The sequence below is a fragment of the Amycolatopsis australiensis genome, assembly GCF_900119165.1.
GTDB classification, from domain to species: Bacteria; Actinomycetota; Actinomycetes; order Mycobacteriales; family Pseudonocardiaceae; genus Amycolatopsis; species Amycolatopsis australiensis.
Window position 1 is genome coordinate 6,221,499 of record NZ_FPJG01000006.1, and the last position, 25,500, is coordinate 6,246,998.

Below are 25,500 nucleotides of genomic sequence, written 5' to 3' on the forward strand. Positions count from 1 at the left end.
GCCCGACCCGGCGCTGCCACGCCAACCGGGCCAGGTTCTCGACGGCGGGCCACCGGCTCGCGTCCTGGCGGCGCCGCCCGAAACGGCCCGGTCCTCGACGGCCACCACGCCGACTCCCCACGTGACCGCGGGCGTAGCCTCGGGGCGTGGCACGGATCTTCGTCACCGGGTGCGCACAGGGTCTCGGCCGCCTCACCGCCGAAGCCCTCCTCGCCGACGGTCACCGCGTCGTCGTCCACGCCCGCGGCGCCGGGCGGCTGGCGGATCTCGCCGCGCGGGGCGCCGATGTCGTCACCGGTGATCTCGCCGACCTCGGCCAGACGCGCGGGGTCGCCGAGCAGGTGAACCGGCTGGGGCGGATGGACGCGGTGATCCACAACGCCGGCGTGATGACCGGGCCCACCGTGCTGCCGGTCAACGTCGTCGCGCCCTACCTGCTGACCGCGCTGGTCACCACTCCCCCGCGCCTGGTCTACCTCAGCAGCGGCATGCACCGCGGCGGCCGGCCGGAGCTGGACGGGCTCGACTGGTCCGGCGCCCGCCCGACCGCGTCCTATTCGGACAGCAAGCTCCTGCTCACGACGCTCGCCGCGGCCGTCGCCCGCCGGTGGCCGCGGGTGCGCAGCAACGCCGTCGACCCCGGCTGGGTCCCGACCCGGATGGGCGGCCCGGGCGCCCCAGACGACCTGCAGCTGGGCGCGGCGACCCAGGCATGGCTGGCGACGAGCGACGACCCGCAGGCCACCACGACCGGCGGCTACTGGTTCCACCGGCGCCACGCCGACCGCCACCCGGCGGCCGGTGACCCGGACTTCCAGGACCGGCTGCTCGACGCCTTGGCCGCCCACACCGGGACTCCTCTGCCCGAGTGAGCGGCCGCCGGTCCGGCCGCACCGGCGGCCGGTCCACCACGCGCCCTTACTCGAAACTCACCCGCCCCAGCAGCCGGTCCACCAGCTCCGGCAGCGGCTGCTCCCCCGCGCCCTCCAGCCAGCGGACACTCGCCGTGCGCACCGCGGCCAGGAACGTCGCCGTCATCAACCGGGCCAGCTCCTCGTCCAGCCCGTGCCCTCGTGCCAGCAGCACCGCCGCCAGGTCGCGCTCCAACGCGATCTGGTCACCGGCCTGCCGCGCCAGCAGTGACGGATGCCGCCTGAGCAGGCGCAGCTGCGCGACCCACGAACGGTCGGGCACCGCCTGGGCCCGGTACAGCTCGCCGCTCGCCGCTCGCAGCGCCTGCCAGGGCCCCTCCGCCTCCGGCCGGCCCGCCACCAGTGACATCAGCTCGCGGGTCCGCTCGCGGTCGGCGTGGAGGATCGCGTCCTCCTTGTTCGCGAAGTAGTTCGAGAACGTCCGCCGGGACACGCCCACCTCGCCCGCGATGTCCTCCACCGTCACCCCGTCGAGCCCGCGCTCCATCGCCAGCCGCAGCGCCGCCTCGTGCAGCGACTGGCGCGTCGCCGCCTTCTTGCGGGTGCGCAGCGTGTCGAGGGTGTCCATGGGCGTCAGCCTAGCGACGGGAATACACTGCCCATTGTGCAAGTTTGCACAATGGGCAATAATTTACCCGGACGTGAAGGGGTGCTGTGAAAACTGAGAGAGAAGCCGGGGCGATGCGCCACCGCGAGGTGCTCGAGTCGCTGTCGGGCCTGCTGCTCGCGCTGTTCGTCGCCATGATCAGCTCGACCGTCGTCTCCACGTCGCTGCCGCTGATCATCGGCTCGCTGAACGGCACCCAGACGCAGTACACCTGGGTGGTCACGGCCACGCTGCTCGCCGCCACGGCCACCACCCCGATCTGGGGCAAGCTCGCCGACCTGTTCAACAAGAAGACGCTCGTGCAGGTCGCCATCGCGATCTTCGTGGCCGGCTCGATGATCAGCGGCTTCAGCCAGGACACCGGGCAGCTGATCGCCGCGCGCGCGTTCCAGGGCGTCGGCGTCGGCGGGCTGCAGGCGCTGGTCCAGGTCGTGATCGCCGCGATCATCCCGCCGCGCGAACGCGGGCGCTACAACGGCTACCTCGGCGCCGTCATGGCCGTCGCCACCGTCGGCGGGCCGCTGCTCGGCGGCCTGATCGTCGACGTGCCGTGGCTGGGCTGGCGGTGGTGCTTCTTCGTCGGCGTCCCGATCGCCGTGCTCGCCTTCGTCGTGCTGCAGCGCACCCTCAAGCTGGAGACCGTGCGCCGCGAGAACGTCCAGGTCGACTACCTCGGTGCCGGCCTCATCGCCGCCGGGGTGAGCGTCCTGCTCATCTGGGTGTCCTTCGTCGGCAGCTCGTTCGGCTGGCTCTCGTGGCAGACCGCCGTCATGGTCGCGGCCGGGCTCGTGCTGCTCGCGGCCGCCGTGCTGGTGGAGACGAAGGTCCGCGAACCGGTCGTGCCGCTGAAGATCGTCGTCCAGCGCACGCCCGCGCTGGCGATCATCGCGAGCCTCGCGGTCGGCATGGCGATGTTCGGCGGCGCCGTGTTCCTCGGCCAGTACTTCCAGGTCGGCCGCGGCTACACGCCCACCGAAGCGGGCCTGCTGACCATGCCGATGATGGCGGGGGTGCTCGTGTCCTCGACCGTCTCCGGACGCCTGATCAGCCGCACCGGCCGGATCAAGCCGTACATCGTCGCCGGCACGCTCATCCTGGTCCTCGGTTTCCTCGGCCTCGGGCTGGTCGACCACGCCACGCCGTTGTGGATCGTCGGCGCCGCGATGGCCGTCGTCGGCATCGGCGTCGGCATGACGATGCAGAACCTGGTCCTGGCGGTGCAGAACGACGTCCCGCTGCGCGACCTCGGCGCGGCGAGCGCGTCGGTGACCTTCTTCCGATCGCTCGGCGGCACCATCGGCGTCTCGGTACTGGGCGCGGTGCTCGCCAACCGCGTCTCCGCGGACCTGGCCGCCGCCCTGCACGTGCCGGCGGGCCAGACGTCGACCGGCGGGGTCAGTGCGCTGAACCTCAAGGCGCTGCCGCCGCAGGTCCAGTCGGTGGTGCACACGGTGTACGGCGACGCGACCGCGCACATCTTCCTGATCTCCGCGGCCGTGGCCGTCGTCGGGGTGGTCGCGGCGCTGCTGCTCAAGCCGATCACGCTGCGCACGACGATCGACGTGGCCGAGCACGCGGAAGACCCGGCGCCGGCCGCGCGGTAGGAGCCGACCATGAGCGTGGCCGAGCCCGGCGCCTACCAGTCCACAGCGGAACGGTTCGGCCCGCGCCGCGACCCCGCGGCGCGGGCCATCCTGGCCGGCGTCGACGGCTCGGACACCGCGATGCGAGCCGCGGCCTTCGCCTTCGGCCTGGCCCGGCGCCAGGACAGCAGTCTCATCGTGGTCTTCGTCGCCTGCCCAGCGCCACTGGGCCCGCTGCGGCCGGCGGTCGCGACGGTGATCGACCACGACACGGCCGCGCACCTGTACGCGGAACTGCGTGACCAGACGCGCTCGGCCGCCGAGGAACTGCAGGTGCCGGTCACGCTGGTGAAGACGTTCGGCGACCCGTTCACGGCACTGCGCGACACCGCCGACCGCGCCCGCGCCGACACGGTCGTCGTCGGCGCGTCGCAGAAGGCGGGCCACCGGTTCGCGGGTTCGGTCGCGACGAAGCTGATCCGGGCGGGCCACTGGCCGGTGCTGGTGGTGCCCTGACCTCGGACACTGGCCGGCGGCGAAGAGCCGGGAATATCCTGGTGCCCGAAGCGCAGCGGACCCGGGCAGCCCGAGTGCCGGCCGGGGCCTCCTGACGGGGGAACGGGATGAGCACGACGACCGAACCACACGACCGCGGCTCCAGACCGGCGGAGTTCGAGGCCGCCGGCGAGGTGGTCCGGGTACGCGCACCAGGCGACCACCTCGACGCCCGCACCGCCGGGCAGCTGGTCGCCCCGGTGGCGGCGGCCCCACCGGGTGCGACGGTGGTGGTGGACCTGTCGGCGGTGACCCACCTGAGCCTCGAAGCGGCGGGCACGCTGATGACCCTCACCCGGCACTGCCAGGCCGAGGGCCGGACGCTGCGGGTCGCCGCCTCGGACTCCGCCCGGCGGAAGCTCGCCTTGCTCGGGTTGGACGCCGTGCTGCCGTTGCAGCCGCCCGACTGAGCGGAACGCCGGCTGGCGGCTGGGCCGAGCGGGCGCGGTGACCGCCGGACCGGCTACGCGCCGGACGGGCGCTGCGGCCGCCATCCTCAGCTGACCCCATCGAACCGGCCGCCCCCGCGAGCGCGGCAACCCCCATCCTCAGCACACCCATCGGACCAGCCGCCCCCGCGAGCGCGGCAACCCCCATCCTCCGCACACCCATCGAACCGGCCGCCCCCGCGAGCGCGGCAACCCCCATCCTCAGCACACCCATCGGACCAGCCGCCCCCGCGAGCGCGGCAACCCCCATCCTCAGCACACCCATCGGACCAGCCGCCCCCGCGAGCGCGGCAACCCCCATCCTCCGCACACCCATCGGACCAGCCGCCCCCGCGAGCGCGGTAGCCGCCTGAGCGGGCCGGCCCCGCTGGACCCGCCGCCCCGGGCGGGCACGGCGACCGCCATCCCGGCGGCCACCGCAATCCAGGCCTCACGGACGGTCGCGGCCTTTCCCCTTCCCCGGCTTGGCCGGTTTCGGCTTCTCATCCGCCTTGCCGCCGCCCCCGGCGTCACCGCTCGCCGCCGGGCCCGCCGCCGCACGCTGCGGTGCCGTGGCCGGTTCCGGCGCGGTGCGGCTGCGGGGAGCTCCCGCCATGATCGTCGATGCCGGGGGTCTCGCCGGTACCGTTGCCGGGCCCGCCGGGGCCGTCGGTCCCGGGACCGGCAGGAGGCCCGGCGGCGAAATGTCCGGGCGCGTGAGCAGCACCGCCACCGCGACCGCCACCGCGGCCGTCGCGAGACCTCCCGCCGCGGCCATCTTCCGCCGGCGCGGCCCCGGCCCCGGCGCCGCCGCGGCCGGCTCCGCCAGCATCGCCAGCACCTCCGCCGCCGTCGGCCGGTGGCCCGGGTCGCGCGCCGTCATCCGGTCCAGCGCCGGGCCCAGTGGCGCCGGCAGGCCGGGCGGCACCCGGGGCGCCCGGTTCAGGCGCGCCATCGCCGACTCGGCCAGCGTTCCCGGGTATTCGCGCTCGCCCGTCAGGCACTCCAGGAGAATCAGGCCCAGCGCGTAGACGTCGGCCGCCGGGCCGGCGTGCTCGCCCACGACTTGCTCCGGCGCCAGGTACGCCGCCGTTCCGGTCACCAGGCCCGTTCCGGTGACGTGCGTCGCGTCCAGCTCGTGGGCGATGCCGAAGTCGGTGATCAGCGGTCCGTCCGCGCCGAGCAGCACGTTCGCGGGCTTGAGATCACGGTGCACGACCCGGCGCGCGTGGACGTGCGCCAGCGCTTCGGCCAGCTGAACGCCCAGCTCCAGCACCCGCTCCGGCGGCAACGGCCCGGCCAGCAGGCGCTGGGCGAGCGTCTCGCCGTCCACCAGCTGCATCACCAGGTACGGCCGGTCGCCGTCGGTGCCGCTGTCGAGCAGGGCCACGACGCCGGGGTGGTCGATGCTCGCCTGGATGGCCTTCTCCCGCGCGCGGCGCAGCTCCTCCACCGCCACCGCGCCCCGGTCGTACACCTTGACCGCGACGTCCCGGCCCAGCCGCCGGTCGAACGCCTGGTAGACGCGGGCCGTCCCGCCGGTGCCGATGAGGCCGGCCACCTCGTAACGCCCGGCGATGACCTCGGGCGGGTCGTCGCCGGTCCACCGCGGCCGCTCGCCGGTCACGTCCAGCGAGAACCGGGGAGCCGTGGAACCACCGTCGCCGAGCAAGGGGGATCGACCTCCGCAGCCAGAGCGTGAACACCGGCCGGGGCACGCGGGCCCGGCGCGGCACGGGAGCACGGCTGCTGGGCTGAACCGCGAACGGGCCCCGACTTTACGCCAGGCCGGGCCCGTTCCGCGGGCACTGTGCCGATTCCGACAAGGGGTTTGGCGCCCGCGGCGGCTGGGCATGCCGGGGGTTCTCCCGGAACGTGTACCGGCAGGGCATCCCTCGCCCGGCGCGCCGGTTTTACAGTGGCGGAGTGGACAACCGTCAGGAAGTGCGCGAGTTCCTCGTCTCGCGGCGGGCCAAGATCACCCCGCAGCGGGCCGGGCTCCCGGCCGGCGGCAAGCGCCGGGTACCGGGGCTGCGCCGCAGCGAGGTCGCGATGCTCGCCGACGTCAGCGTCGAGTACTACGCCAAGCTCGAACGCGGCAACCTCGCCGGTGTCTCGCCGTCGGTCCTGGAGGCCGTCGCCCGTGCCTTGCAGCTCGACGACGCCGAGCGCGCCCACCTGCTCGCCCTCGCCCGCGCGGCCGACGGCACCAGCGCCATCCTGCACCCGCCGAAGCCGAAGCGGCGGACGCCGCACCCCAGCCTGCAGTGGGTGCTCGACGCGGTCACCGCCGGGCCGGCGTTCGTCCGCAACGGACGGCTCGACCTGCTGGCCGCGAACCGCCTCGCGCGGGCCTTCTACGCCGACGTCTACGCCGGCTCGCAGCAGCCCCCGAACCTGGCCCGGTTCCAGTTCCTCGACCCGGCCGCCCGCCGGTTCTACCCGGACTGGGACTTCTTCGCCGACGTCTGCGTCGAGATCCTGCACGTCGAAGCGGGCCGGAACCCGCACGACAAGGGCCTGCACGACCTGGTGGGCGAGCTGTCCACGCGCAGTGACGAGTTCCGCACCCGGTGGGGCGCGCACAACGTCCGCCACCACGGCACCGGCTCCAAGACCTTCGACCACCCGGTCGTCGGCAGGCTCACGCTGGCCTACGAGGGCCTCGAACTGACCGCCGAACCCGGCCTCACCCTGACGATCTACACCGCCGAGCCGGGCTCACCGTCGGAAGCGGCCCTGCGGCTGCTGTCGTCCTGGGCCGCCACGCCGTCCACTGAGGACACTCCGGTTCACTCCGCGGCGGCGCGCGGAGAAGCGGCCCAGGACGCGAGCAGCTCCAGGCGTTCCGCGGACGGCGAACCGGGTTCGGCGGTGTAGACCACGAGCGACAGCCCCGGCTCGGCGGTCATGGCCATCGCCTCCCACGTGAGGGTCAGCGCGCCGACGACCGGATGGTGAAAGCGCTTCGCGCCCGTGCCGTGCCGCCGGACGTTGTGTGCGCCCCAGCGGCCGCGGAACTCGTCACTGCGGGTCGACAGCTCGCCCACCAGGTCGTGCAGGCCCTTGTCGTGCGGGTCGCGGCCGGCCTCCGCGCGCAGCAGGTCGACCGTGATGTCGGCGCCCGGCTCCCAATCGGTGTAGAAGCGGCGGGCCACGGGGTCGAGGAAGACGAACCGGGCCACGTTCGGGGTGTCCACGCCGCGGTACATGTCGCTGAAGAACGCGCGGGCGAGCCGGTTTTCGGCCAGTATGTCCAGCCGTCCGGTGGTGACGAACGCGGGCCCGGCGGTGATCGCGTCCAGTGTCCACTGCAGACTCCGGTGCGGCGTCCACCGCTTGCCGGAACGCGGCCGGGGCCGGGCGAGCACGTCCGCTCCCTCGGCGGCCTGGGCCAGGTGCAGCAGGTGGGCGCGCTCGGCGCCGTCGAGCCGGAGGGCGGAGGCGACGGCTTCCAGCACGGCGGGCGAGGCACCGGCGAGGTTGCCGCGTTCCAGCTTGGCGTAGTACTCGACGCTGACGTCGGCCAGCGCGGCGACCTCGCTGCGGCGCAGGCCCGGGACGCGGCGCCGGGCGCCACCCGGCAGGCCCGCCTGCGCGGGCGTGATCTTGGCTCGCCGCGAGACGAGGAACTCGCGGACTTCGGCACGGTTGTCCACAGCGCGACCGTACGCGCCACGGCCACCCGTTGGGGTGTACTGCCGGTACACCCCTCGTCAGTGACTCGCTGTCCGCGCGGAACGGGGGTTCCCTGGAAGGACGAGAACCATCCTCGCACCCGAAGGAGTGACCATGCGCGGAGCTGTCATCCACGCTCCCGGCGACGTGCGGTTCGAGCAGCTCGCCGAGCCGAAGATCGAGCAGCCGGCCGACGCGATCATCCGCACGGTCGCCACCTGCGTCTGCGGCTCGGACCTGTGGCCCTACCGCGGCCTCGAGCCGATCGGCGACCCGCACCCCATGGGACACGAGTACGTCGGCGTCGTCGAAGAAGTCGGCAGCGAGGTGACCGCGGTCAAGCCCGGCCAGTTCGTCGTCGGCTCCTTCGCCACCTCGGACAACACGTGCGCGAACTGCCGCAACGGCTGGCAGTCCAACTGCCTGCACCGCGAGTTCATGAGCACGTGCCAGGCCGAGCACGTCCGCATCCCGAACGCCCAGGGCACCCTCGTCGCCACCCCCGAGCACCCGGACGCGGGGTTCGTGCCCGGCCTGCTCGCCGTGTCCGACGTCATGGGCACCGGCTGGTACGCCGCGCTCGCCGCCGAGGTGAAGCCCGGCAGCACGGCCGTCGTGGTCGGCGACGGCGCGGTCGGGCTCTGCGGCGTCATCGCGGCCAAGGAGCTCGGCGCCGAGCGCATCATCGCCATGAGCCGGCATGAGTCCCGGCAGAAGCTGGCCACCGAGTTCGGCGCCACCGACATCGTCACCGAGCGCGGCGACGAGGGTGTCGCGGCCATCAAGGACCGCACCGGCGGCATCGGCGCCGACGCGGTCCTCGAATGCGTCGGCACCGCCGAATCCATGCGGCAGGCCCTGCGCTCGGCCCGTCCGGGCGGCAACGTCGGGTTCGTCGGCGTCCCGCACGACGTGCGGATCGCCGGCGACGAGCTGTTCTTCTCCCACGTCGGCCTGCGCGGCGGCCCCGCGCCGGTGCGCCGCTACCTGCCCGACCTGATCGATCGCGTCCTGTCCGGCCGCATCGACCCGGGCCGGGTCTTCGACCTCACCCTGCCGCTGGAGCAGGTCGCCGAGGGCTACCGGGCCATGGACGAGCGGCGCGCGATCAAGGCCCTGCTCACCCCCTGACCGGACCGCCGGCGGAACGCGACCGCCGGCGCCGGCGCACCCGGTGAAAGGAATTTCCATGACCGGCACGCGTCCGGAGCCGTCCGGGGCGGAGAAGATGTTCGGTGACTTCGCGCAGCGAGCTGACGCCCGAGGAGCGCAGCCTGGTCACCGTCGCGGCCCTGACCGCCAACGACAACACCGAGCAGCTCGTCTACCGCAACTGACCCGCAGGAGCGACACCGTGGAGTTCATCCCCCTCGCCGACACCGTCAGGGCGCCCGCCGAGCGCTTCACCGGCGCCGTCCACCTGACCATGCTCAAGACACCCTCGCCGCCGTCGCGGTTGGTCGCGTCCCTGGTCCGCTTCACGCCGGGCGCGCGCACCCACTGGCATTCCCACGCCGTCGGGCAGACGCTCCACGTCACCGAAGGCGCCGGCCTCGTCGTCAACCGTGACGGCCAGGTGATCCGTATGCGCGCCGGCGACACGGTCTGGACCCCGCCCGGCGAGGAGCACTGGCACGGCGGCACGACCACGACGTGCCTGAGCCACATCGCCATGCTGGAAGCCCCCGAGCAAGGCGGGGACGGCACGACGTGGCTCGAGCCCGTCACGGACGAGCAATACGCGGCCGCGCACCGGGGCTGACACTCCGGGCCGGGCCGGCCGGCACGCCGGCGGCCCGGCGAGCCGACCGGTCACGTGTACCAGGTCGGCTCCGGCAGTTCGCCGCGCAGGGCGTAAACGCCGACTTCGCGGCGCTTGTAGGCCACCGGGTCGTGCAGCGAATGCGTGCGCAGGTTGCGCCAGAACCGGTCCAGGCCGTGCTTCGACGCGCTCGCCCGGGCGCCGGTCAGCTCGAAGATCTTCGTCCCGATCTCCAGGCCCGTCTCGATGACGCGCTGTTTCGCCGCCGCGATCAGGACGGCCAGCTCGCCGCGGACCTCCGGGGTCAGATCCGCGCGCGGGGCGTGCAGCACCCGGGAAATCGCCGCGCCCGCCTTGTCCGTCAGCGCCTCCGCCGCCCACAGCTTCGCCTGCAGGTCGCCGTAGCCGTCGAGGATGTACCACTCCTCCGTCGCGGATTCCTTGTCGTCGCCGCCGTACGGCCACGGGCGGGTGCGGTCGCGCGTGTACTCCAGGCCCGCCGCCAGTGCGCCCTGGGCGATGCCGAGGTAGAAGTTCGTGAACACGAGCTGGATGGCCGGGACGTTGAGCGTGTTGTAGGTCAGCGGCCGGAACTTCCGGTCCACGTACCCGGCGGCGCTCGCCCACGGGACGCGGACGTCGGTGATCGTGACACTGCCGGATTCGGTGAGCCGCTGGCCGATGTTGTCCCAGTCGTCGTGGAAGACGATGCCCTCCTGGCCGGACGGGACGATGGCGAAGATGTGGTCGCCGGTGCCGTCCAGGACGCCTTCGAGCACAGTCAGGTCGGAAACCCTGCTACCGGTGGAAAACGACTTGTGTCCGTTGTAGACCAGCTCGTCGCCGTCCTCGGTGACGGTCAGGTCGGAGTCGCGCGGGTTGACCGCGCCGCCGAAGAAGAAGTTGTTGCGCGTGTACAGTTCTTCGACCGCCGCGATCTGCTCGTCGGTCGCGACGAGCCGGGCCGCCCAAGCCCACAGGTAGTGGTAGCCGAGCAGCTGCCCGATCGAGCCGTCCGCGCGGGCGATCTCCCGGGTGACCCGGTAGGCGGTTTCCCAGGTCTGGCCGCCGCCGCCGTGCTCGGGCGGGCCGAGCAGGGTCACCAGGCCGGCTTCCTTGAGCAGCCGGACTTCCTCGTACGGCGTGGCATTGCGGCGGTCCCGCTCGACGGCGTCGACGGCGAGCTTCGCGGCGACGTCCTGGGCGGCCGCGATCCAGTCGGCGGCGGTTTTTTCTGTGGTGGTCAAGGTTTCCTCCGGTGCGCGGGCAGGACCGATCGCCCGGGACCCGGGACCGCACGCGGCGATGAACCCCGGGCACGGGGAGATCAGGCGGGAATCGTCAGGCGGTCCGGCGGCGGACGCCTTCCTCGATCCCGAGTACACCGAGCCGGTCGCGCAGTGTCAACGGGAGTCCGCGCGCTGGGACCGCTCGTTCCCGGGTTGCCGCGTCCCGCCCCAGATGGGAAGGGACGACGTCGCCGCGCCGACCGCGACGCCCGCGCCCACGCCGGCCCAGGCGAGCGGGCCCAGCGGGGTGCAGCCGAAGAACTGGCTCACCCCCGGCGTCTGCACGATCGCCGCCAAGGCGAGCGCGGACCCGACCGCCGTGCCCACCACGAGCGGGCTGCGCAGGCGGCCGCGCAGGGTCTGGGCCAGCTGGGTGCCCACCAGCCCGCACAGGGCCATCGTGCTCGTCCGGCGCACGGTGCCCGGGGTGTACCGGCCGATCAGCCACGCCGTCGCCGCGCCGACGCCGGTCGTCACGCCGCGGCTGGTGATGGCGCGGGACAGGCCCTCGCCGAGGCCGCCGCGGCCGTCGTCGTCCGGGCGGGTGACCGCGACCGCCATCGCCGGGAACAGGTCGGTGAGCAGGTTGACCAGCAGCAGCTGGCGGGTGCCGAGCGGCGAGTCACCCGAGAGCAGGGTGCCCAGCACCGAGAAGCCGATCTCGCCGGCGTTGCCGCCGACCAGGATGACGACGGCGTCGGACACGCTGCGCCACAGCGCGCGGCCCTCGGCCAGCGCCTCCAGCAGGACGGTCAGGTCGTCGCCGGTCAGCGCGACGTCGGCGGCGGTGCGGGCGGCGGTGGACGAGCGGGCGCGCACGCCGATGCCGACGTCGGCGGCACGGATGGCCGCCGCGTCGTTGGCGCCGTCGCCGACCATGGCGGTCACCCGCCCGGCCTCCCGCAGCGCCTCGACGACCTGCAGCTTCTGCTCGGGAGCGACGCGCGCGATCACTCCGGCACCGGACAGCAGCTCCGCCCGGCCCGCGCGGTCGAGGGCGGCGAGCTCGTCACCGGTGACGACCGGGGCGTCGGCGGGCCAGCCGAGTGACGTCGCGATGGCCCGTGCCGTGTCGGGGTGGTCGCCGGTGAGCATCACCGGCGCGACCCCGGCCGCGCGCAGGCCGCCGATCAGCGGCTCGGCGGTGGCGCGCAGGGTGTCGGCCAGCCCGACGAATCCGAGGAACTCCAGATCGGCCAGTGCGTCGCCGTTCACCGCGAAATCGGTGCCGACGGCTTTGCGGCGGGCGACCGCCAGCACCCGCAAACCCTTGCGCGCCAACGATTCCCCGGCCGGCGCGAGGGCGTCGCCGCCGTCGCAGGCGGGCAGCACGATCTCCGGTGCGCCCTTGACGACCAGCATCGGCTCGCCGCCGGGTTCGTGCCCCACCGCGGCCGAGTAGCCGCGGTTCGCTTCGAACGGCTGGCCGGCGGTCTCGGTCCAGCCCGCGTCCGGGCCGGCGGCGTCCAGCACGGCGCGGTCCGTGGCGTGGGCGCGGACGTGCGGGTCCTCCGGCGAGCCGGGGCAGGCGCGGGCGGCGGCGCGCAGCACCGGGTCGGCCGGACCCGGCTCGCGCGCCTGGCCGTCGGGTCCGGTCGTGGTCACCACGCGCAGCCGGTTCTCGGTCAGCGTGCCGGTCTTGTCGAAACACACGACGTCCAAGCGCCCCAGCGCTTCCAGCGCGCGAGGCGCGCGCACCAGCAGACCGCGGGCGGACAGCCGGCGGGCCGCCGCCCGCTGCGCGACCGTGGCCACGAGCGGCAGGCCTTCGGGCACTGCGGCGACCGCGATCGCCACCCCGCCGGCCAGCGCACGGCGCATCGGGCGGCCGCGCACGGCGGCCAGCCCGGTGACGAGCGCGCCGCCCAGCATGGTCAGGGGCAGGGCGCGGCGGGTGAGGTCCTGCAGCCGGGCCTGGATGCCGACCGCGGCCGAGGTGCGCGTGGCCAGCTCGACCGCGCGGCCCGCCACGGTCTCCGCGCCGACCGCGACGACCACTGCGGTGCATTCGCCGCTGACCACCGTGGTGCCGGCGAAGACCAGGCAGCTGCGCTCGGCGATCGGCGCGCCCGGCACCGGGTCGAGCTGCTTGGCGACCGGCAGCGATTCGCCGGTCAGCGCCGATTCGTCGACTTCGAGCCCGGCGCCGGACAGCAGCCGGGCGTCGGCCGGGACGACGTCGCCGACCCGCAGCTCGATCCGGTCGCCGGGCGCCAGCTCCCGGGCGTCGACGACCCGGCCGCCCGCGCGGCGCGCCCGCTGCCGTTCGCCGTCCCGCAGCTTGGCCAGCGCGCGGCGGCCGCGGAACTGCTGGGCGCCGCCGACCACGGCGTTGAGCCCCATCGCCGCGGCCACCAGCAGCGCGTCGACCGGCGAGCCGACCACCGCGGAGGCCACCGCGCCGAGCGCCAGCACGGGCGTGAGCGGATCGTTCAGCTCGCCGGCCACGTCGGCGGCCAGCCCGGCGCCGAACCGGACCGGCGCCGCCAGCGGGTGCCGGGCCAGCGTGCCCGCGCCCGCGCGGACCCGCCGCGCGGCCTGTTCCCACGGCGTCGGGTCGGCTTTCGCGGCTTCCAGCCGGCGGACGGCTTCGTCGGCGGTCAGCTCGTGCCACGCGACCCTGGCCCGGCCCGCCGGCGGCCGGGCCGCGGCTACGCGCAGCGCGGCGAACCAGCCCAGGCCCAGCCCGGTCACGCCGCCGAGCACCACCGGGTCCAGCCGCGGCATCGCCGGGAGCAGGGGCCGCCGGGCGCCGGGACGCCGGCCGGACATCAGCAGCAGCCCGCCGATCAGGCCGGCGGCGGTGGCGACCCGGGTGGCGCGCGTGCCGGTCGAGCGGGCGGCGGCCGCGGCCAGCAGCACCCGCCACACGCCGATCAGGCCCGGCCGGACGATGAGGTCGGCGCCCCACAGCACCGGCGCGTTCCGGTCGGCCAGCGCGACGCAGAGATCGGCGGCGAGCAGCCCGGCCACGTCGTCCGAGCCCGGCAGGCAGCCCGGCGACGGCCGCCCGACGGCGAGCACCACCCGGTCCTCGTCCTGCAGGCGGGTCACCAGCCCGGCGAGCGTCTCGTCGTCACCGGTGCTCACCACGTCGTCGGCGAGCGCGGCGAACTCGCCGAGCCGGTCGCGGGCGCCGGGCCCGGCGATGACGACCCGCGCGCCGGCGCGCCGGGCCGCGTCCAGCACGGCCTCGGCGTGCGGGTCGAGCCCGTCCTCGTCGTGCAGGACGCAGGCGTGCAGCAGCACGGTGTCGACCGTGTTCAGGGCCTTGAGCCGGTCCGGGTCGCGGACGAGCACGCCTTCGCGGGCGAACGCGGTGCCCAGCGCGGTGTGGAAGGCGGTGTCGGCATACCGGGCGGGCATGGGGGACGTCGCGAGGAACGCTTCGGCGGCTTCGCGGGCGTTGCGGCGCACGAGCAGATCGGCGAGCGCGGCGAGCAAGCCGCCGCCGACCGCGTTGCGGGCGTAGTCCTCCATGGGGACGCGGACACGCCGCGGTGGCGGTGTCACGCCGAGGCTGGGCCGGTCCGGGGAGCAGAGCTCGTCGTGCACGGCGTCGAAGGCGGCGAGCCGCGCGACCGCTTCGGTGAGCTGGCCGGCGCGCAGGACCGCGTCCAGCGCCAGCTCGACCGGGTCCTGGCTCAGCCCGCGCACCGCCGCGGACACGCCCGACCGCACGAGTTCGGCGGTGTACCAGCCGAACCGCTCGTCCAGCGCCGCCCGGACGGCCGGGTGCTCCCGTGCCGCGGACACCGCCGCGCGGACGGCTTCGTGCACCCGGCCGCCGCGCACCGCGCGGCTGCCGACGGAGACGCCGAGCCCGGCGACGTCCATGGCCAGTGCCAGGGCGGCCGTCCGCACGCCGTAGGTGTCGCCGGGGTGTGCCGGGGCGCAGTCGCCGGGCTCGGCCGGGGTCAGTCCATGGTGTCCACTGTGGACTTCGATCCAGTCGACGATTTCGGCCGTGACGGCGTCTTCGGCGAGGTACGCGACGACGCTGCCGAGTCCGCCGTCCCAGTACGCCCCGGCGACGTCGGCGTGCGCGGCCACCTGCGCGGCGAAGGCGTGCCCGTCGGGACGGCCCGCGTCGCCGGCGGGCCGCAGCGGCACGTGCAGCCGCCGCCCGGCGCGCCAGACGGCGGTGCGCGAGCCGGCGGCGTTGCGCACGACCCGCGCGGCCCGCACGGCGGTACGGCTGCTGGTGGTGGTCGCTTCCCCGGCGGCCCCGGCGGCGGCGGACGCCAGTTCACCGGCGAGCGGGGTGAGCGCGGCGACGGCTTTCCTGGCCTGCTGGGTCACGAGAACCGGCCCGGCGAGGGCCAGGGTCAGCGCGGCTTTGGGTACCGCGAGAAGAGCTCCGAGCACACCAACCTCCGCCGGGCGACCGTTCCCCGGTGGCATTCCCGGGAACGCGGCGGTCAAACCCGGGCGCGGCCCGGCCACCCGTCCGTGCCGGCCGGTCGTCGCGTCCGGGCGGCCGTCAGCCCTCGGCGAACTCCGCGGCACGCTCGCGATGGCGGCCGTAAGGCGCGGCGTCGAGCAGCGTCACCCGGACCGTCCCGCCGCTGGGCACCCGGTACGACCTCCGCTCGCCACGGCGGGCCCCGCCGAGCGCCAGCCCCAGCGGCGAATGCGGCGAGTACACCTCCAGGTCGGCGCTCCCGGCGTCGTCGCCCAAGCCCAGCAGGAACGTCTCCGTCGTGCCGTCGTCGTCGTAGCGCACCGTCAGCACCATGCCCGGCTCGGCGATTCCGTCGTCCGGCGGGTCCTCGCCGACCACCGCGTGGTGCACCAGGTCCCGGAGGTGCCGGATGCGGGCCCGGCGGTGCCGGGCCTCGACGTACCGGTCCGGGTCCTCCGGGCCGCTGTCCGCGGCCTCCGCCCGGAGCAACCCGGCCAGTTCCGCCCGGAGCCGCTCGTGGGCTTCCGGGGTCAGCCAGGTCTGCGCGCTGCTCGAACCGGCCATGACGTCTACTCCTCGGTGCGCAGGAACAGGGCTCAGCGGGTGGGGGCGAAGACCCGCAACGCTTCCGGCTGCTTGCCCGTCGTGATCTGCTCCGCGAGCAGCCGTCCGGTGATCGGGCCGTGGGTCAGTCCCCACATGCCGTGGCCGCCCGCGACGTAGACGCCGGGTTCGGCCGCGGCGCCGATGAGCGGCCGTCCGTCGGCGCTCACCGGGCGCGGCCCGACCCATTCGCCGGTGCGGTCTTCCCAGCGGACGCCGGTGAGCAGCGGCCGGGCCGAGGCGATGATCGCCTCGACGCGGGCCGGGTCGGGCGGGGCGTCCGGGCCGCGGAACTCCATCGTCCCGCCGACCCGCAGGCCACCGTGGTACGGCGTGCACGCGACGCGGATGTCCGGCAGGTAGACCGGGCCCGGCACCGGCCGGTCGGTCGGCACGGTGAACGAGTACCCGCGGCCGGCCCGTACCGGGACGGTGACGCCCCACGTCCGGCCGAGCCGGTTCAGCCACGCGCCCGTCGCCAGGACCACGGCGTTCGCCGACACGGACTGGTCGGTGGCCGAGCGCACGGTGAACGCGTGCCGGTGCCGGTGCACCGACCGGACGTCGAAGCCGTGCCGGATGGTCGCGCCGCGGCGCACGACCGAGCGCGCCAGCGACTCGGTGAACCAGCCCGGGTCCGCGTACCGCTGGCCGTGCACCGCGACACCCGCGGTGATCCGGCCGCTCACCTGCGGCAGCAGCTGCCGGACGGCGGCGGGACCGAGGGTCGTGTACTCGACGTCCTGCCCGGCCGCGGCGAGCCGGTCCAGCTCGCGCCGGAGCACGCCCGCCCGCGCGGCGGTCTCGAACACCGCCGTGATCGGTGCCTCGATCGTGGGTGCGTCGACGCCGTTCGCGGTGAGCACGTCGAACGCCTCCCGGCACTCCTCGTTGAGCGGCATGTTCGCCCGCACCGCACGGTCCCAGGACCGGTGGGTGCAGTGCGCGGCGAACTTCGCCAGGAACGCCCACAGGCGGGGGTCGGGGGTCGCCGGAACGTGCAGCGGTGCCTGCCGGTCGAACAGCGCGCGCACGCCGTAGCGCAGGACGGCCGGTTCGTTGAGCGGGATCGCCAGCCCGGGCGAGATCCAGCCGGCGTTGCCCCACGACGCGCCGGCCGCGACCCGGGCGCGGTCGACGACCGTCACCGCGACGCCGCGTTCCTGCAGGAACCACGCGGTCGACAAACCGACGACGCCCGCACCCACCACGACGACCGAACGGGGGCTCTCGCCGATGGTGTCCACGTCTGCCTCCACTCGCTCGTCACGGCCGGTGCCGTCAGGGCGGCTCGCGTTGGGAGGGGCCGGCCGCCCTGACGGCCGTTCCGGGCGGCGGTGCCCGGCAACCGCCACTGTGCAGCCGTGGCTCCCGCCGCCGGTTATCGGAAGCCGACAACCCCGGCGCCGGGTTTTGTCGGATCCGACAGGACGGGTTCAGGAGCGGTCGAGCGCGGCCAGCTCGATGACCAGGGCGAGCCGCTTGCCGCCGTCACGCAGGTCGAGGGTGGTCAGCTCGGTCATCTTCCGCAGCCGGTAGCGCACGGTGTTCTCGTGGACGCCGAGCCGCTTCCCGGCCTCGGCCGGATCCCCCTGGGCGTGCAGCCATGCCCGGAGCGTGTCGACGTACCGGGTGCCGTGCCCGGTGTCGTGCCGGCGCAGTTCGGCCACCGGGCCGCGGGCCGGCGCCCGGCCCGACCGCGCCGCGGCGCGCAGGCGCTGCAGCAGGATGTCGTCCCACGACTCCTCGTACGCCGGCGGCAGCCGGTCGGCGTGCCGCGTTTCGTGCAGCGCCAGGCACTCGTCCGCCTCGCGCCGGGCCGCGGGCAGCTCCCCGGGCTCGGCCGGCGCGCTGATGCCCGCGCACAGGGTCACGCGGGGTTCGACCGCGGCGCGCAGCGAGCCGATCCAGCCTCGCGCGGCGTCGACGTCCTCCCCCGGCAGCACCGTGTACAGGCTGTCGGCCGCCAGCGCGCTGCGGCCCGGCCGGGACCAGCCGAAACCCGTCGTCGCCCGGTCGAAGGCCAGCAGCAGGGCCGCGTGCCGCTCCTGCCCGGTCAGGTCGGCGCGGACCGCGATCACCCGCACCGGCCCCGGCGGCAGCCCCAGCCTGCTCACCACGACCGCCGCGTCCGCCGTGCCCTCCAGCAGGCGCAGCACCAGGTCCGTCTCCACCTGCCGTTCCAGGTCCGCGCTGGCGCGGGAGCGCAGCAAGTGCAGGGCCGCCGTGCGGGCGCCGTCGGTCAGGGCCGTCCGCCGCGCCCCGTCCAGCGGCTCCGGGCAGGCGACCCACACCGAGCCGAGCAGCTCCCGGCCCGCACGCACGGCGACGACCATCCGCCCGTTCAGCCCGTGCCCGGGATCCGCGGGGACGAACACCGGCTCGTCCGACGCGCCGAGGTGCGCCAGCACGCCCGCTCCGGCGAACAGCGCCATCAGCGACTCCGGCGCTTGGCGGCCGAGGATCGTCTCGGCCCGTGCGCGGTCGGCGTGCTGCTGCTGCCGGGAGTAGGCCAGCACCCGCGACAGGCGGTCCTCGATCGTCACCGCGCCGCCGACCGCCTCGGCGAGGCTGTCGGCCAGCGCGAACAGGTCCGTCGGACCGCGGCCGGACTCCGTCTCCCGGCCCTCCAGGACCAGGCCGTGGACGACCGCGGTCACCGCGCTCCAGGACACCGCCGGATCGACGAGCACCACCGCGACGGGCCGCTCGGCGCCGTCGCCGGGGTCGTCCCGGCCGCGGACCAGGACGACCGCCGCCCGCGCGGCCACCGCCCACTCCACCGCCTGGCCGACCGAGCCCGCGCCGACGGCGAGGAGCACGTCACCGGCCACGGCCCGGCCGCCGATCTCCTCGGGCAGGACCACGCTGCCCAGTTCCGTGGACCGCGGGACCGGGCAGCGCGCCAGCCGCAGCCCGTACCCGCCGAGCACGTTGACCAGCCGGTCCAACCTGACCATCTGCGCTCCTCGACCCGGCCGCGTTGTCGGAAACCGACACGATACCCGCGCGTGATTGTGCCGTTCCGACAATCACGGCGCCGGGCCGCGGAGTCATCCTGGCAGCGGACCAGCATCGAACCGGGAGGGCGCATGACCACCGAGGAGCCGGACGACGACCTGGCCTGGTTGCGCAAGGAGAACGCCCTGCTGCGCGTCGAACGCGACATGCTGATGCGGGTCGCGGCCGGCTACGCCCGGGACGTGGCCCGGCTGCGCGGCCAGGAGCGCCCCGGCCCGTGCGCCGGCGACCCACCGCACTGAGAGCCCTTCCCCCGAGTCCGTGTGAGCCGGCGCGCCCGACGCCCGGCTCACACGGGCGCCGGTCAGCGGCCGGCGCGGCGCACGGCCCGCCCGAGGTGCAGGTAGAGCGCGTGTCCGGTGCCGTCGTCGCCGAGGAAGGCGTGCGGCATGTGCATCCCCCGGTCGGCCTGCACCGGGATCAGCATGTCCTCGCGGTACGCGACGAGCTCGGTCCGCTCGACCTGTCCGCCCAGCTCCACGAACTCCCCTTTCGGGACCTGCTCGAGCCAGATCCGCCCGTCCTCGTCCTGGCTGACCGTGAGGTCGAAGACCCGGGCCGAATAGGTGCCGAGGTAGCGTGCGGCGTCGATCCGCGGCGGGTTCGCCGGCGGCACCGGCAGCGCGGGCAGCGTCACGTCGGTGAGCGCGCCGAGGACGTGGCCGGCGACTTCGCGGTAGAGCGAGACGACGTCGCCGCCGTTGGTCAGCAGCGCCACCGCCACGCCCGCCTGGGGCACGATCCGCAGGAACGCGTGCTGGCCGATGGTGCTGCCGTCGTGGCCGATGATCTGCCCCGCCGGCGTGTCGAACCGCTCGAAGCCCAGGCCCCACGACGTGCCCATCAGCCCGAGGTCGGGCAGGTCGACCTCGCGCGCGTGCATCCGGGCGGCGGTCCCGGGCGCCAGCACCGCGGTGCCGTCGGCGGACCGCCCGTCTTCGAGGTGCATGCGCGCGAACGTCACCAGGTCCCGCGGCCGCATCGCGAGCATCGACCCCGCCGGGGCGTTGGACCGGGCCATGGCCCACACCGGCGCGGGCACGACGCCGGCGTCCGGCCCGGCTTCGACGTGCCCCATCGCGGCGCGGAACATGATCGCCTCGTACGGGCCGGTGGCCACGTGCGTGAGCCCGAGCGGGCGCACGAGGTGCTCGCGCAGGCACGTGTCGTACGGCTGTCCCCGCAGCACCTCGACGAGCCGGCCGAGCACGCAGTACCCGGCGTTGTTGTAGGAGAACCGCTCGCCGGGCGGGAACAGCTGGGGCACGTCCCGCAGCAACCGGACGAACTTCTCCAGGCAGTCGTCGCCCACCCCGGTGTCGGTGAAGATGTCGCCTTCGAACCCGGCGGTGTGGTTCAGCAGCTGCCGCACGGTGATCGCTTCCGCGGCCGTCTTGTCGGCGACGCGGAACTCGGGCAGGTAGGTCCGGACGGGCCGGTCGAGGCCGATCCTGCCCTCGTCCACCAGCTGCATGACCAGCGTGCTGGTCCACAGCTTGGTGATGGACCCGATCTGGAAGAGCGAGTCCGCCGTCGCCGTCACGCCGGTGGCGGTGTTCAGCACGCCACTCGCGCCGTCGGCGATCCGGTCACCCTGGAGCACGGCCCACGCCGCACCGGGGACGGAGTGCTTGTCCAGCAACGAGGGCAGGTGCTCGGTGAGCCAGGCATCGATGTCCTGAAGGTCGGCCATGCGTCACGATGCTAGGAACGCGGCGGCCGGGTGTGTTCGTCGACAGCGACGACTCCCCGGCGCGAAGTTGGTCCGCGGTGACGAGCTTCAGGCGACGAGCGACTCGGCGAGCCGCTTCGCCACGTGGAACGGCCGGGCGTCCTGGGCGACGACCGACTGGACGGCCGCTCCCTCCAGCAGGAGCATCAGCTCGTCGGCGCGGCCGGAACCCAGGCGTTCGAGCTGGGCCGCGAGGTAGCCGCGCAACGCCGTCTTGTGGTGGCGGACCACTTCCCGGACCGGGTCGCCGGGATCGGGGAACTCCGAGGTCGCGTTGAGGAACGCGCAGCCGCGGAAGCCGTCGCGGGACAGCCAGGCCTCGTACGCGTCGAACACCGCCAGGACGCGCTCGCGCGGGTCGTCGTGCCCGGCCGTGATCGCGTCGATCTCCTCCTGCCAGCGCCGGTCGCGCTCACGCAGGTAGGCGACGACCAGGCGGCTCTTCGAGCCGAAGTTGCCGTACAGGGCCGCCTTCGTCACGCCGGCCTCGGCGGCGACCGTGTCGACGCCCACCGCGTGGATGCCGTCGCGGTAGAACAACGCCGACGCCGCGTTGAGCACCTTCGCCGCCGCATCGCCCGGGCGGGTCTTCGCCACGTCGCCTCCGTACCGATCGGTCTGAATGTCCAGCTGCGGTTCCACCGCTCTCGCTTGACATCATACAGACCTGTCTGTTTGGTGGACGGCATGGCAGTCACGACGGCGCAGGAGACCCGCTGGTGGCCGACAGCGGCGGCGGGCGCGGGCGTAATCGCCCTGTGCTACGGGTTCGCCCGCTACGCGTACGGGTTGTTCGTGCCCCGGTTCACCGAGACGTTCGGGCTCACGACGGTCACGGTCGGCGTCCTCGGCGGGCTCTCGACCGCGGGGTACGGCGCCGGGCTGCTGCTGTCGCCGGGAATCTCGGCGCGTTCGGCCCGCGGCACGGTGGTTTCGGCCGCGGCGGCCGCCACCGCCGGGCTGGCGATCATGGCCTCGGCCCCGGACGTGGCGGTGTTCGGCGGCGGCATCTTCGTCGCGGGCGCGGGCGCCGGGCTCGTGTCGCCCGGCGTCGCGCAGGTCATCGGCGAAACCGTCGGCGGGCGCGCCCGGGACCGGGCGCAGACGTGGGCCAACACGGGGACCGGGCTCGGGCTGGCGGCGTCGGCGTTCACGCCGCTGCTGGCCTTCGGCTGGCCGGCGATCTGGGGCGCGTTCGCGGTGCTGGGCGCGGGGCTGACGCTGGCCGCCTGGCGGACGCTGCCCCGGACCCCGCCCGCGGGCGTGGTCACCGGCGCTTCCCGTGGCGTGGCACCGCTGGTGCTCAATTCCGTCCTGATCGGACTGACGAGCGCGCCGTACTGGACGTTTTCGAGTTCCCGGCTCACCGGCGCGGGCCTCAGCCCGGTCGCGGCGACCTGGTGCTGGGCGATGATCGGCGTGGCGGGCCTGCTCGGCGGCCTGGCCGGGCGCGTCGCGGAACGCGCCGGCCTCCGGGCGGCGAACCTGGCCGCGTGGACCCTGGCGGCGGCGGGGATCGCGATGCTCGGCCTGCCGGACCCGGGACTGGCGGGAGCGTTGGTGTCGGGCGCGTTGTTCGGCGTGACGTACATGGCGCTGACGGGACTGTGCATCCTGTGGGCGGCACGCGTGTTCCCGGAGCGGCCGGCCCGCGGGGTGACCTGGTCGTTCGTCGGCCTGGGCATCGGCCAGACGGCGGCATCGCCGATCGCCGGCGCGGCGGCGTCGGTCGTGGGGCTGGGGCTGTGTTCGGGTTGACCGGGCTCGTGGCGTTGGCCGCGTGGAGCCAGCTCCATCCCCGCTTCGGTCCCGGCCGGTAGACACGCCGAGGCCACCGCCGGGTGGCCCGTCCGGCCGCGCTGCCTACGCTGGCCGCATGACGACGAGTGTCGAGCTGTGCTCGCGGCAGGTCGTGCTGTCCGATCGGGAAGCCGGGGCCATCCGCGGGCTCTCCGGACGGGCCGCGGACCGGGTGCTCGAGTGCGTCCTGGTCGCCGACCACGGGCAGGAGCACGCCGCCAGGACCGGCGGTGACGAGTGGTGGCTGCGCTGGTGGCCAGGACGGCGCGTCCTGCAGCGGATTCCGTCCTGCGGGGAAGCCGCCGCGGACGAGACCGGGGCGGCGCGGGCCGACGGCTGCGGCTGTCCGGCCGGGCACGAGGGCGGCCACGCCTTCGCGTCCCCGCCCGAGGGTCCGGGCGACCCCGCCGGCCCTTCTGTTAGAGCCGGCGGGGTCTAGGTCCGAACAGAACTCGTACGAGAGATCCAGACCCGCGACACCCGTACCCCGCCTCGCCCCCGCGAAACCTCGGCCCCCGAACCTGTCCGGTGGCGCCGCCGCATACAGTCGACCGGTGGCGGCCCGTGTGGTTGAGTGGGTCGTCGCGATGGTTGAGCAGGCAGCCGTCCTCCGCCGAGGCAGCGAGGAGAACGGCATGACCGGTACGCAGGACGGCAGAACGAGCGCCGAGGACGACACCACGGCCCGGCAGTTCGCCCGGCTGACCACCGCGTTGCTCGCCGCGCCCACGGTGGAAGACGTGCTCGACCGCGTCCTCGAAGCCACCAAGGTGCTCGTCCCCGCGGCCGACCTGGCGAGCTTCACGGTGATCGGCACCGACGGCCGGTTCCACACCCCCGCCCAGACCGGCGACGTGGCCACCGAGCTGGACGTCCTGCAGTACCGGTTCCGGGAAGGGCCGTGTGTCGAGGCCGCCGTGCCCAGCGGGCCGGCCGTGGCCGTCGCGCCCGACCTGGCCGACGAACCCCGCTGGCCCCGGTGGGCTCCCGCGGCGAGCGAGCTCGGCGTCCGCGCCGTCGTCTCCACCGCGCTCATACCCGGGCCGCCGTCGGGACGCTCCATCGGCGCGCTGAACGTCTACTCCCGGGCCGCCAACGGGCTCGACGGCGCCGACCGCGACGTCCTGCTGCTGCTGGCCACCCACGCCTCGCTCGCCCTCGCCACCACCGACGCCGTGACGCGGGCCGAGCTGGAGGCCGCGAACCTGCGCAAGGCGATCGACAGCCGGGACGTGATCGGGCAGGCCAAGGGCATCATCATGGCCCGGCGCGGCAGCACGGCGGACGAGGCGTTCGACGTGCTGCGGCGGACTTCCCAGGACTTGAACGTCAAGCTGGCCGAAGTCGCGCGCACGCTGGCGGCGCGGCACACCGAAATCGACCTGCCCGCCTACTGATCCGGGCGGCCCTCGCGGATCCGCTCGGCGTCTTCCGGCGCGTCGGCGAGGCCGCTTTCGGGCCAGCGCAAGCCGGTTTCGGCGACGAGCATGTCGAAGATCGGGGTCGCCGACGCGGCGCCGGGCGCGGTCTCGGTCATGCGCGGTCCTGGTGTGACGGGCCCGGCAGCCAGGAGCCCAGGCGGCTGCGAGCTTCGGGGCAGGAGCGCTCTCCGGCGGCGGGCAGCCGCTGGGCTTGCAGGTACGCCTGCCGCAGTCCCGCGCGGGCACGGCCGGCCAGCGCGGCGACGCCGTTGGGCGACACGCCCAGCACCGGGGCCAGCTCGGCCGCCGTGTGACCTTCGGCGATCGTGCTCCACAGCACCATCCGCCAGCGCGCCGGCAGTGTGTGGAACGCGGACCGGACCAGCTCGTCGGTCGAGCGCCGCAGCACCAGGTCGTCGGCGCCCTCGGTCTCGCCGGTGCCCGGCACCACCGCGTGGGGCTCGACCCGCCCGTGCTGGCGGCTCCACCGGGCCGCCAGGTTGCGCATCGTCACGACCAGGTACGGCCGGAGGTTCTCACGCGGCCCGCCGCCGGTGCGGAGCACCGAGAGCACACAGGCGAAGGCCTCCGCCACCAGGTCGTCGCGCTCGGCGGGCTGGCTGACCCAGCCCGCGGCGATCCGGCGCAGGGGTTCCGCGTGCCGGCGGAACAGCAGGTCACCCGCGTCGGCGTCGCCCCGGCGGAACTCGGCGATCAGCCGAGCGTCCGGCGGGCCGTCGTCCACCGCATCCCACATCGCGTTCTCCGCCTCCCCCGACGTCCGGCACTCTCCGTGATGAACCGGGGCCCAAAGTAACAGATACAGAAGTGTAAGCCCTACCCCGCTCCCGGTATGGTGCCGGAGGTGACGTCCTCTTCGGCGCCTCCGGGTGACGGCCGCGCGGCACGCTGGGCGGGACAACGCGAGCGCCGGCGTCGCGAATTCGTCGACGCCGCCCTGCGGGCGATCGCCGAGCACGGCCCCGACGTGTCGACCGGGCGCATCGCCGACGTCGCCGGTGTCGCCCGTCCGCAGCTGTACAAGCACTTCGACGACGCGACCGACCTGAAGCTCGCCATCGCCGACCGGGCCACCGAGCTGATCACCACGGCGCTGCTGCCGATCTGGGAGCCGCAGGGCAGCGCGATGCAGATGATCGCCGTCGCGGTCGACGCGCACACCGGGTGGCTCGCCGAAAACGGCAACCTGTACCGCTACCTGACCCGGCATTCCCAGCTCGAAGGGCACCTGGGCCGGGACGCCGTCGCCGACGTCAAGACCGTCATCGCCCGCCAGCTCACGCAGGTGTTCGAGTTCTACCTGACCGCGTTCCAGCTGGACACGCGCATCGCCGACGTCGTTTCGTTCGGTGTCGTCGGCCTCGTCGACTCGTGCGCCGCGCAATGGCTGGAAGAGCCGCGCGGCATCACGAGAACGCAGCTCACCGACCTGCTCACCCGCTGGATCTGGCGCATCGTCGACGACGCACTGCGCGCGGGCGGCATCGAACTCGACCCGCACCTCCCCCTGCCCCCGCCACCACGGCGGCAGCCGCCTTCGCCGCCCGGCTGACCTCCCACTGTCCGAACCGGGCTCCGGCGGACGCGGCCGAGCCATCTGCGCGGACCGAGCCGCGCGACGGCCCGCTGATCGCGTCCGATCTCGGCGCGATCAGCGGGCCGC

General features: G+C 74.7%; 24 protein-coding genes. 12 read left to right on the forward strand and 12 right to left on the reverse strand.

Features of this window, described 5'->3' with window-relative positions:
• The first annotated feature begins 146 nt into the window (after positions 1-146).
• On the forward strand, positions 147-872 hold the full coding sequence (locus BT341_RS30415) for an SDR family NAD(P)-dependent oxidoreductase (protein WP_072479537.1): 726 nt from the start codon (positions 147-149) through the stop codon (positions 870-872).
• Positions 873-918: 46 nt separating this feature from the next.
• Here the strand turns inward: BT341_RS30415 and BT341_RS30420 are convergent, their stop codons facing one another.
• A complete protein-coding gene (locus BT341_RS30420; protein WP_072479538.1) occupies positions 919-1,500 on the reverse strand; it encodes a TetR/AcrR family transcriptional regulator in 582 nt (193 codons plus the stop codon).
• A gap of 113 nt (positions 1,501-1,613) precedes the next feature.
• Between BT341_RS30420 and BT341_RS30425 the strand changes: the two genes are divergently transcribed.
• The 3 genes from BT341_RS30425 to BT341_RS30435 all read left to right on the forward strand — a co-directional run bounded on the left by BT341_RS30425 (position 1,614) and on the right by BT341_RS30435 (position 4,087).
• Complete coding sequence (locus BT341_RS30425; RefSeq protein ID WP_072479539.1) at positions 1,614-3,143, forward strand: MDR family MFS transporter; 1,530 nt, start codon at positions 1,614-1,616, stop codon at positions 3,141-3,143.
• Between the two features lie 9 nt (positions 3,144-3,152).
• The gene (locus BT341_RS30430) at positions 3,153-3,638 is read left to right on the forward strand and encodes a universal stress protein (RefSeq protein WP_072479540.1); all 486 of its coding nucleotides are present in this window, start codon (positions 3,153-3,155) and stop codon (positions 3,636-3,638) included.
• A 107-nt stretch (positions 3,639-3,745) separates the two neighbouring features.
• Positions 3,746-4,087, forward strand: a complete 342-nt coding sequence (locus BT341_RS30435; protein WP_072479541.1) for an STAS domain-containing protein — start codon at positions 3,746-3,748, stop codon at positions 4,085-4,087.
• Between the two features lie 469 nt (positions 4,088-4,556).
• On the opposite strand, the gene BT341_RS43715 is transcribed toward BT341_RS30435, so the two are convergent.
• The gene (locus tag BT341_RS43715) at positions 4,557-5,777 is read right to left on the reverse strand and encodes a serine/threonine-protein kinase (RefSeq protein WP_245805156.1); all 1,221 of its coding nucleotides are present in this window, start codon (positions 5,775-5,777) and stop codon (positions 4,557-4,559) included.
• A 254-nt stretch (positions 5,778-6,031) separates the two neighbouring features.
• Here BT341_RS43715 and BT341_RS30445 point away from each other — a divergent pair, with 254 nt between their 5' ends.
• Positions 6,032-6,985 carry a helix-turn-helix domain-containing protein gene (locus BT341_RS30445; RefSeq protein WP_072479542.1) on the forward strand — a complete coding sequence of 318 codons (954 nt, stop codon included), beginning with the start codon at positions 6,032-6,034 and terminating at the stop codon, positions 6,983-6,985.
• Here the strand turns inward: BT341_RS30445 and BT341_RS30450 are convergent.
• Positions 6,898-7,764, reverse strand: coding sequence for a helix-turn-helix transcriptional regulator (locus tag BT341_RS30450; RefSeq protein WP_072479543.1), 867 nt, complete (start codon positions 7,762-7,764; stop codon positions 6,898-6,900). The two genes, BT341_RS30445 and BT341_RS30450, sit on opposite strands and share 88 nt — an antisense overlap.
• Positions 7,765-7,897: 133 nt before the next feature.
• On the opposite strand from BT341_RS30450, the gene BT341_RS30455 reads away from it, so the two are divergent.
• Both BT341_RS30455 and BT341_RS30460 read left to right on the forward strand, forming a co-directional pair.
• Positions 7,898-8,914: a zinc-dependent alcohol dehydrogenase family protein gene (locus BT341_RS30455; protein WP_072479544.1), complete on the forward strand. Its 1,017-nt coding sequence runs from the start codon at positions 7,898-7,900 to the stop codon at positions 8,912-8,914.
• 223 nt (positions 8,915-9,137) lie between these two features.
• On the forward strand, positions 9,138-9,545 hold the full coding sequence (locus BT341_RS30460) for a (R)-mandelonitrile lyase (RefSeq protein WP_072479545.1): 408 nt from the start codon (positions 9,138-9,140) through the stop codon (positions 9,543-9,545).
• Between the two features lie 50 nt (positions 9,546-9,595).
• Here the strand turns inward: BT341_RS30460 and BT341_RS30465 are convergent, their stop codons facing one another.
• The 5 genes from BT341_RS30465 to BT341_RS30485 all read right to left on the reverse strand — a co-directional run bounded on the left by BT341_RS30465 (position 9,596) and on the right by BT341_RS30485 (position 18,802).
• Positions 9,596-10,792, reverse strand: a complete 1,197-nt coding sequence (locus BT341_RS30465) for an acyl-CoA dehydrogenase family protein (protein WP_072479546.1) — start codon at positions 10,790-10,792, stop codon at positions 9,596-9,598.
• Between the two features lie 156 nt (positions 10,793-10,948).
• Positions 10,949-15,202 (reverse strand): cation-translocating P-type ATPase, encoded by a 4,254-nt coding sequence (locus BT341_RS30470; protein WP_072479547.1) that lies wholly within the window; start codon positions 15,200-15,202, stop codon positions 10,949-10,951.
• 115 nt (positions 15,203-15,317) lie between these two features.
• Entirely contained in the window at positions 15,318-15,803 is a 486-nt protein-coding gene (locus BT341_RS30475; protein WP_072479548.1) for a GreA/GreB family elongation factor, read from the reverse strand.
• A gap of 32 nt (positions 15,804-15,835) precedes the next feature.
• Positions 15,836-17,089 carry an NAD(P)/FAD-dependent oxidoreductase gene (locus BT341_RS30480; protein WP_072479549.1) on the reverse strand — a complete coding sequence of 418 codons (1,254 nt, stop codon included), beginning with the start codon at positions 17,087-17,089 and terminating at the stop codon, positions 15,836-15,838.
• 189 nt (positions 17,090-17,278) lie between these two features.
• The gene (locus BT341_RS30485) at positions 17,279-18,802 is read right to left on the reverse strand and encodes a PucR family transcriptional regulator (protein ID WP_072479550.1); all 1,524 of its coding nucleotides are present in this window, start codon (positions 18,800-18,802) and stop codon (positions 17,279-17,281) included.
• Between the two features lie 132 nt (positions 18,803-18,934).
• On the opposite strand from BT341_RS30485, the gene BT341_RS45555 reads away from it, so the two are divergent.
• Positions 18,935-19,105, forward strand: a complete 171-nt coding sequence (locus tag BT341_RS45555; RefSeq protein ID WP_177328926.1) for a hypothetical protein — start codon at positions 18,935-18,937, stop codon at positions 19,103-19,105.
• Positions 19,106-19,167: 62 nt separating this feature from the next.
• Here the strand turns inward: BT341_RS45555 and BT341_RS30490 are convergent, their stop codons facing one another.
• Both BT341_RS30490 and BT341_RS30495 read right to left on the reverse strand, forming a co-directional pair.
• Positions 19,168-20,556 (reverse strand): serine hydrolase domain-containing protein, encoded by a 1,389-nt coding sequence (locus BT341_RS30490; RefSeq protein WP_072479551.1) that lies wholly within the window; start codon positions 20,554-20,556, stop codon positions 19,168-19,170.
• An 87-nt stretch (positions 20,557-20,643) separates the two neighbouring features.
• The gene (locus tag BT341_RS30495; protein ID WP_072482267.1) at positions 20,644-21,192 is read right to left on the reverse strand and encodes a TetR/AcrR family transcriptional regulator; all 549 of its coding nucleotides are present in this window, start codon (positions 21,190-21,192) and stop codon (positions 20,644-20,646) included.
• A 90-nt stretch (positions 21,193-21,282) separates the two neighbouring features.
• On the opposite strand from BT341_RS30495, the gene BT341_RS30500 reads away from it, so the two are divergent.
• From BT341_RS30500 to BT341_RS30510, 3 genes are all read left to right on the forward strand, one after another.
• Positions 21,283-22,353, forward strand: coding sequence for an MFS transporter (locus tag BT341_RS30500; RefSeq protein ID WP_245805157.1), 1,071 nt, complete (start codon positions 21,283-21,285; stop codon positions 22,351-22,353).
• Positions 22,354-22,471: 118 nt separating this feature from the next.
• Positions 22,472-22,834, forward strand: a complete 363-nt coding sequence (locus BT341_RS30505; RefSeq protein WP_072479552.1) for a hypothetical protein — start codon at positions 22,472-22,474, stop codon at positions 22,832-22,834.
• 196 nt (positions 22,835-23,030) lie between these two features.
• Entirely contained in the window at positions 23,031-23,792 is a 762-nt protein-coding gene (locus tag BT341_RS30510) for a GAF and ANTAR domain-containing protein (RefSeq protein WP_072479553.1), read from the forward strand.
• Here the strand turns inward: BT341_RS30510 and BT341_RS45560 are convergent.
• Positions 23,786-23,932, reverse strand: a complete 147-nt coding sequence (locus tag BT341_RS45560) for a hypothetical protein (RefSeq protein WP_177328927.1) — start codon at positions 23,930-23,932, stop codon at positions 23,786-23,788. The two genes, BT341_RS30510 and BT341_RS45560, sit on opposite strands and share 7 nt — an antisense overlap.
• On the reverse strand, positions 23,929-24,573 hold the full coding sequence (locus BT341_RS30515) for an RNA polymerase sigma factor (RefSeq protein ID WP_072479554.1): 645 nt from the start codon (positions 24,571-24,573) through the stop codon (positions 23,929-23,931). The genes BT341_RS45560 and BT341_RS30515 overlap by 4 nt, the downstream gene beginning before the upstream one ends.
• A 108-nt stretch (positions 24,574-24,681) precedes the next feature.
• Between BT341_RS30515 and BT341_RS30520 the strand changes: the two genes are divergently transcribed.
• On the forward strand, positions 24,682-25,389 hold the full coding sequence (locus BT341_RS30520; protein ID WP_483860502.1) for a TetR/AcrR family transcriptional regulator: 708 nt from the start codon (positions 24,682-24,684) through the stop codon (positions 25,387-25,389).
• The last annotated feature ends 111 nt before the right edge of the window (positions 25,390-25,500 follow it).

Excerpts from the sequence above, each read along its gene's own strand:
- BT341_RS30430 (WP_072479540.1), top strand. The coding sequence starts at position 3,153 with ATGAGCGTGGCCGAGCCCGGCGCCTACCAGTCCACAGCGGAACGGTTC.
- BT341_RS30435 (WP_072479541.1), top strand. The coding sequence starts at position 3,746 with ATGAGCACGACGACCGAACCACACGACCGCGGCTCCAGACCGGCGGAG.
- BT341_RS30515 (WP_072479554.1), bottom strand. The coding sequence starts at position 24,573 with ATGTGGGATGCGGTGGACGACGGCCCGCCGGACGCTCGGCTGATCGCC.
- BT341_RS45555 (WP_177328926.1), top strand. The coding sequence starts at position 18,935 with ATGACCACCGAGGAGCCGGACGACGACCTGGCCTGGTTGCGCAAGGAG.
- BT341_RS30500 (WP_245805157.1), top strand. The coding sequence starts at position 21,283 with ATGGCAGTCACGACGGCGCAGGAGACCCGCTGGTGGCCGACAGCGGCG.
- BT341_RS30490 (WP_072479551.1), bottom strand. The coding sequence starts at position 20,556 with ATGGCCGACCTTCAGGACATCGATGCCTGGCTCACCGAGCACCTGCCC.
- BT341_RS30425 (WP_072479539.1), top strand. The coding sequence starts at position 1,614 with ATGCGCCACCGCGAGGTGCTCGAGTCGCTGTCGGGCCTGCTGCTCGCG.
- BT341_RS30475 (WP_072479548.1), bottom strand. The coding sequence starts at position 15,803 with ATGGCCGGTTCGAGCAGCGCGCAGACCTGGCTGACCCCGGAAGCCCAC.
- BT341_RS30505 (WP_072479552.1), top strand. The coding sequence starts at position 22,472 with ATGACGACGAGTGTCGAGCTGTGCTCGCGGCAGGTCGTGCTGTCCGAT.
- BT341_RS30420 (WP_072479538.1), bottom strand. The coding sequence starts at position 1,500 with ATGGACACCCTCGACACGCTGCGCACCCGCAAGAAGGCGGCGACGCGC.
- BT341_RS45560 (WP_177328927.1), bottom strand. The coding sequence starts at position 23,932 with ATGACCGAGACCGCGCCCGGCGCCGCGTCGGCGACCCCGATCTTCGAC.
- BT341_RS30455 (WP_072479544.1), top strand. The coding sequence starts at position 7,898 with ATGCGCGGAGCTGTCATCCACGCTCCCGGCGACGTGCGGTTCGAGCAG.
- BT341_RS30485 (WP_072479550.1), bottom strand. The coding sequence starts at position 18,802 with ATGGTCAGGTTGGACCGGCTGGTCAACGTGCTCGGCGGGTACGGGCTG.
- BT341_RS30510 (WP_072479553.1), top strand. The coding sequence starts at position 23,031 with ATGACCGGTACGCAGGACGGCAGAACGAGCGCCGAGGACGACACCACG.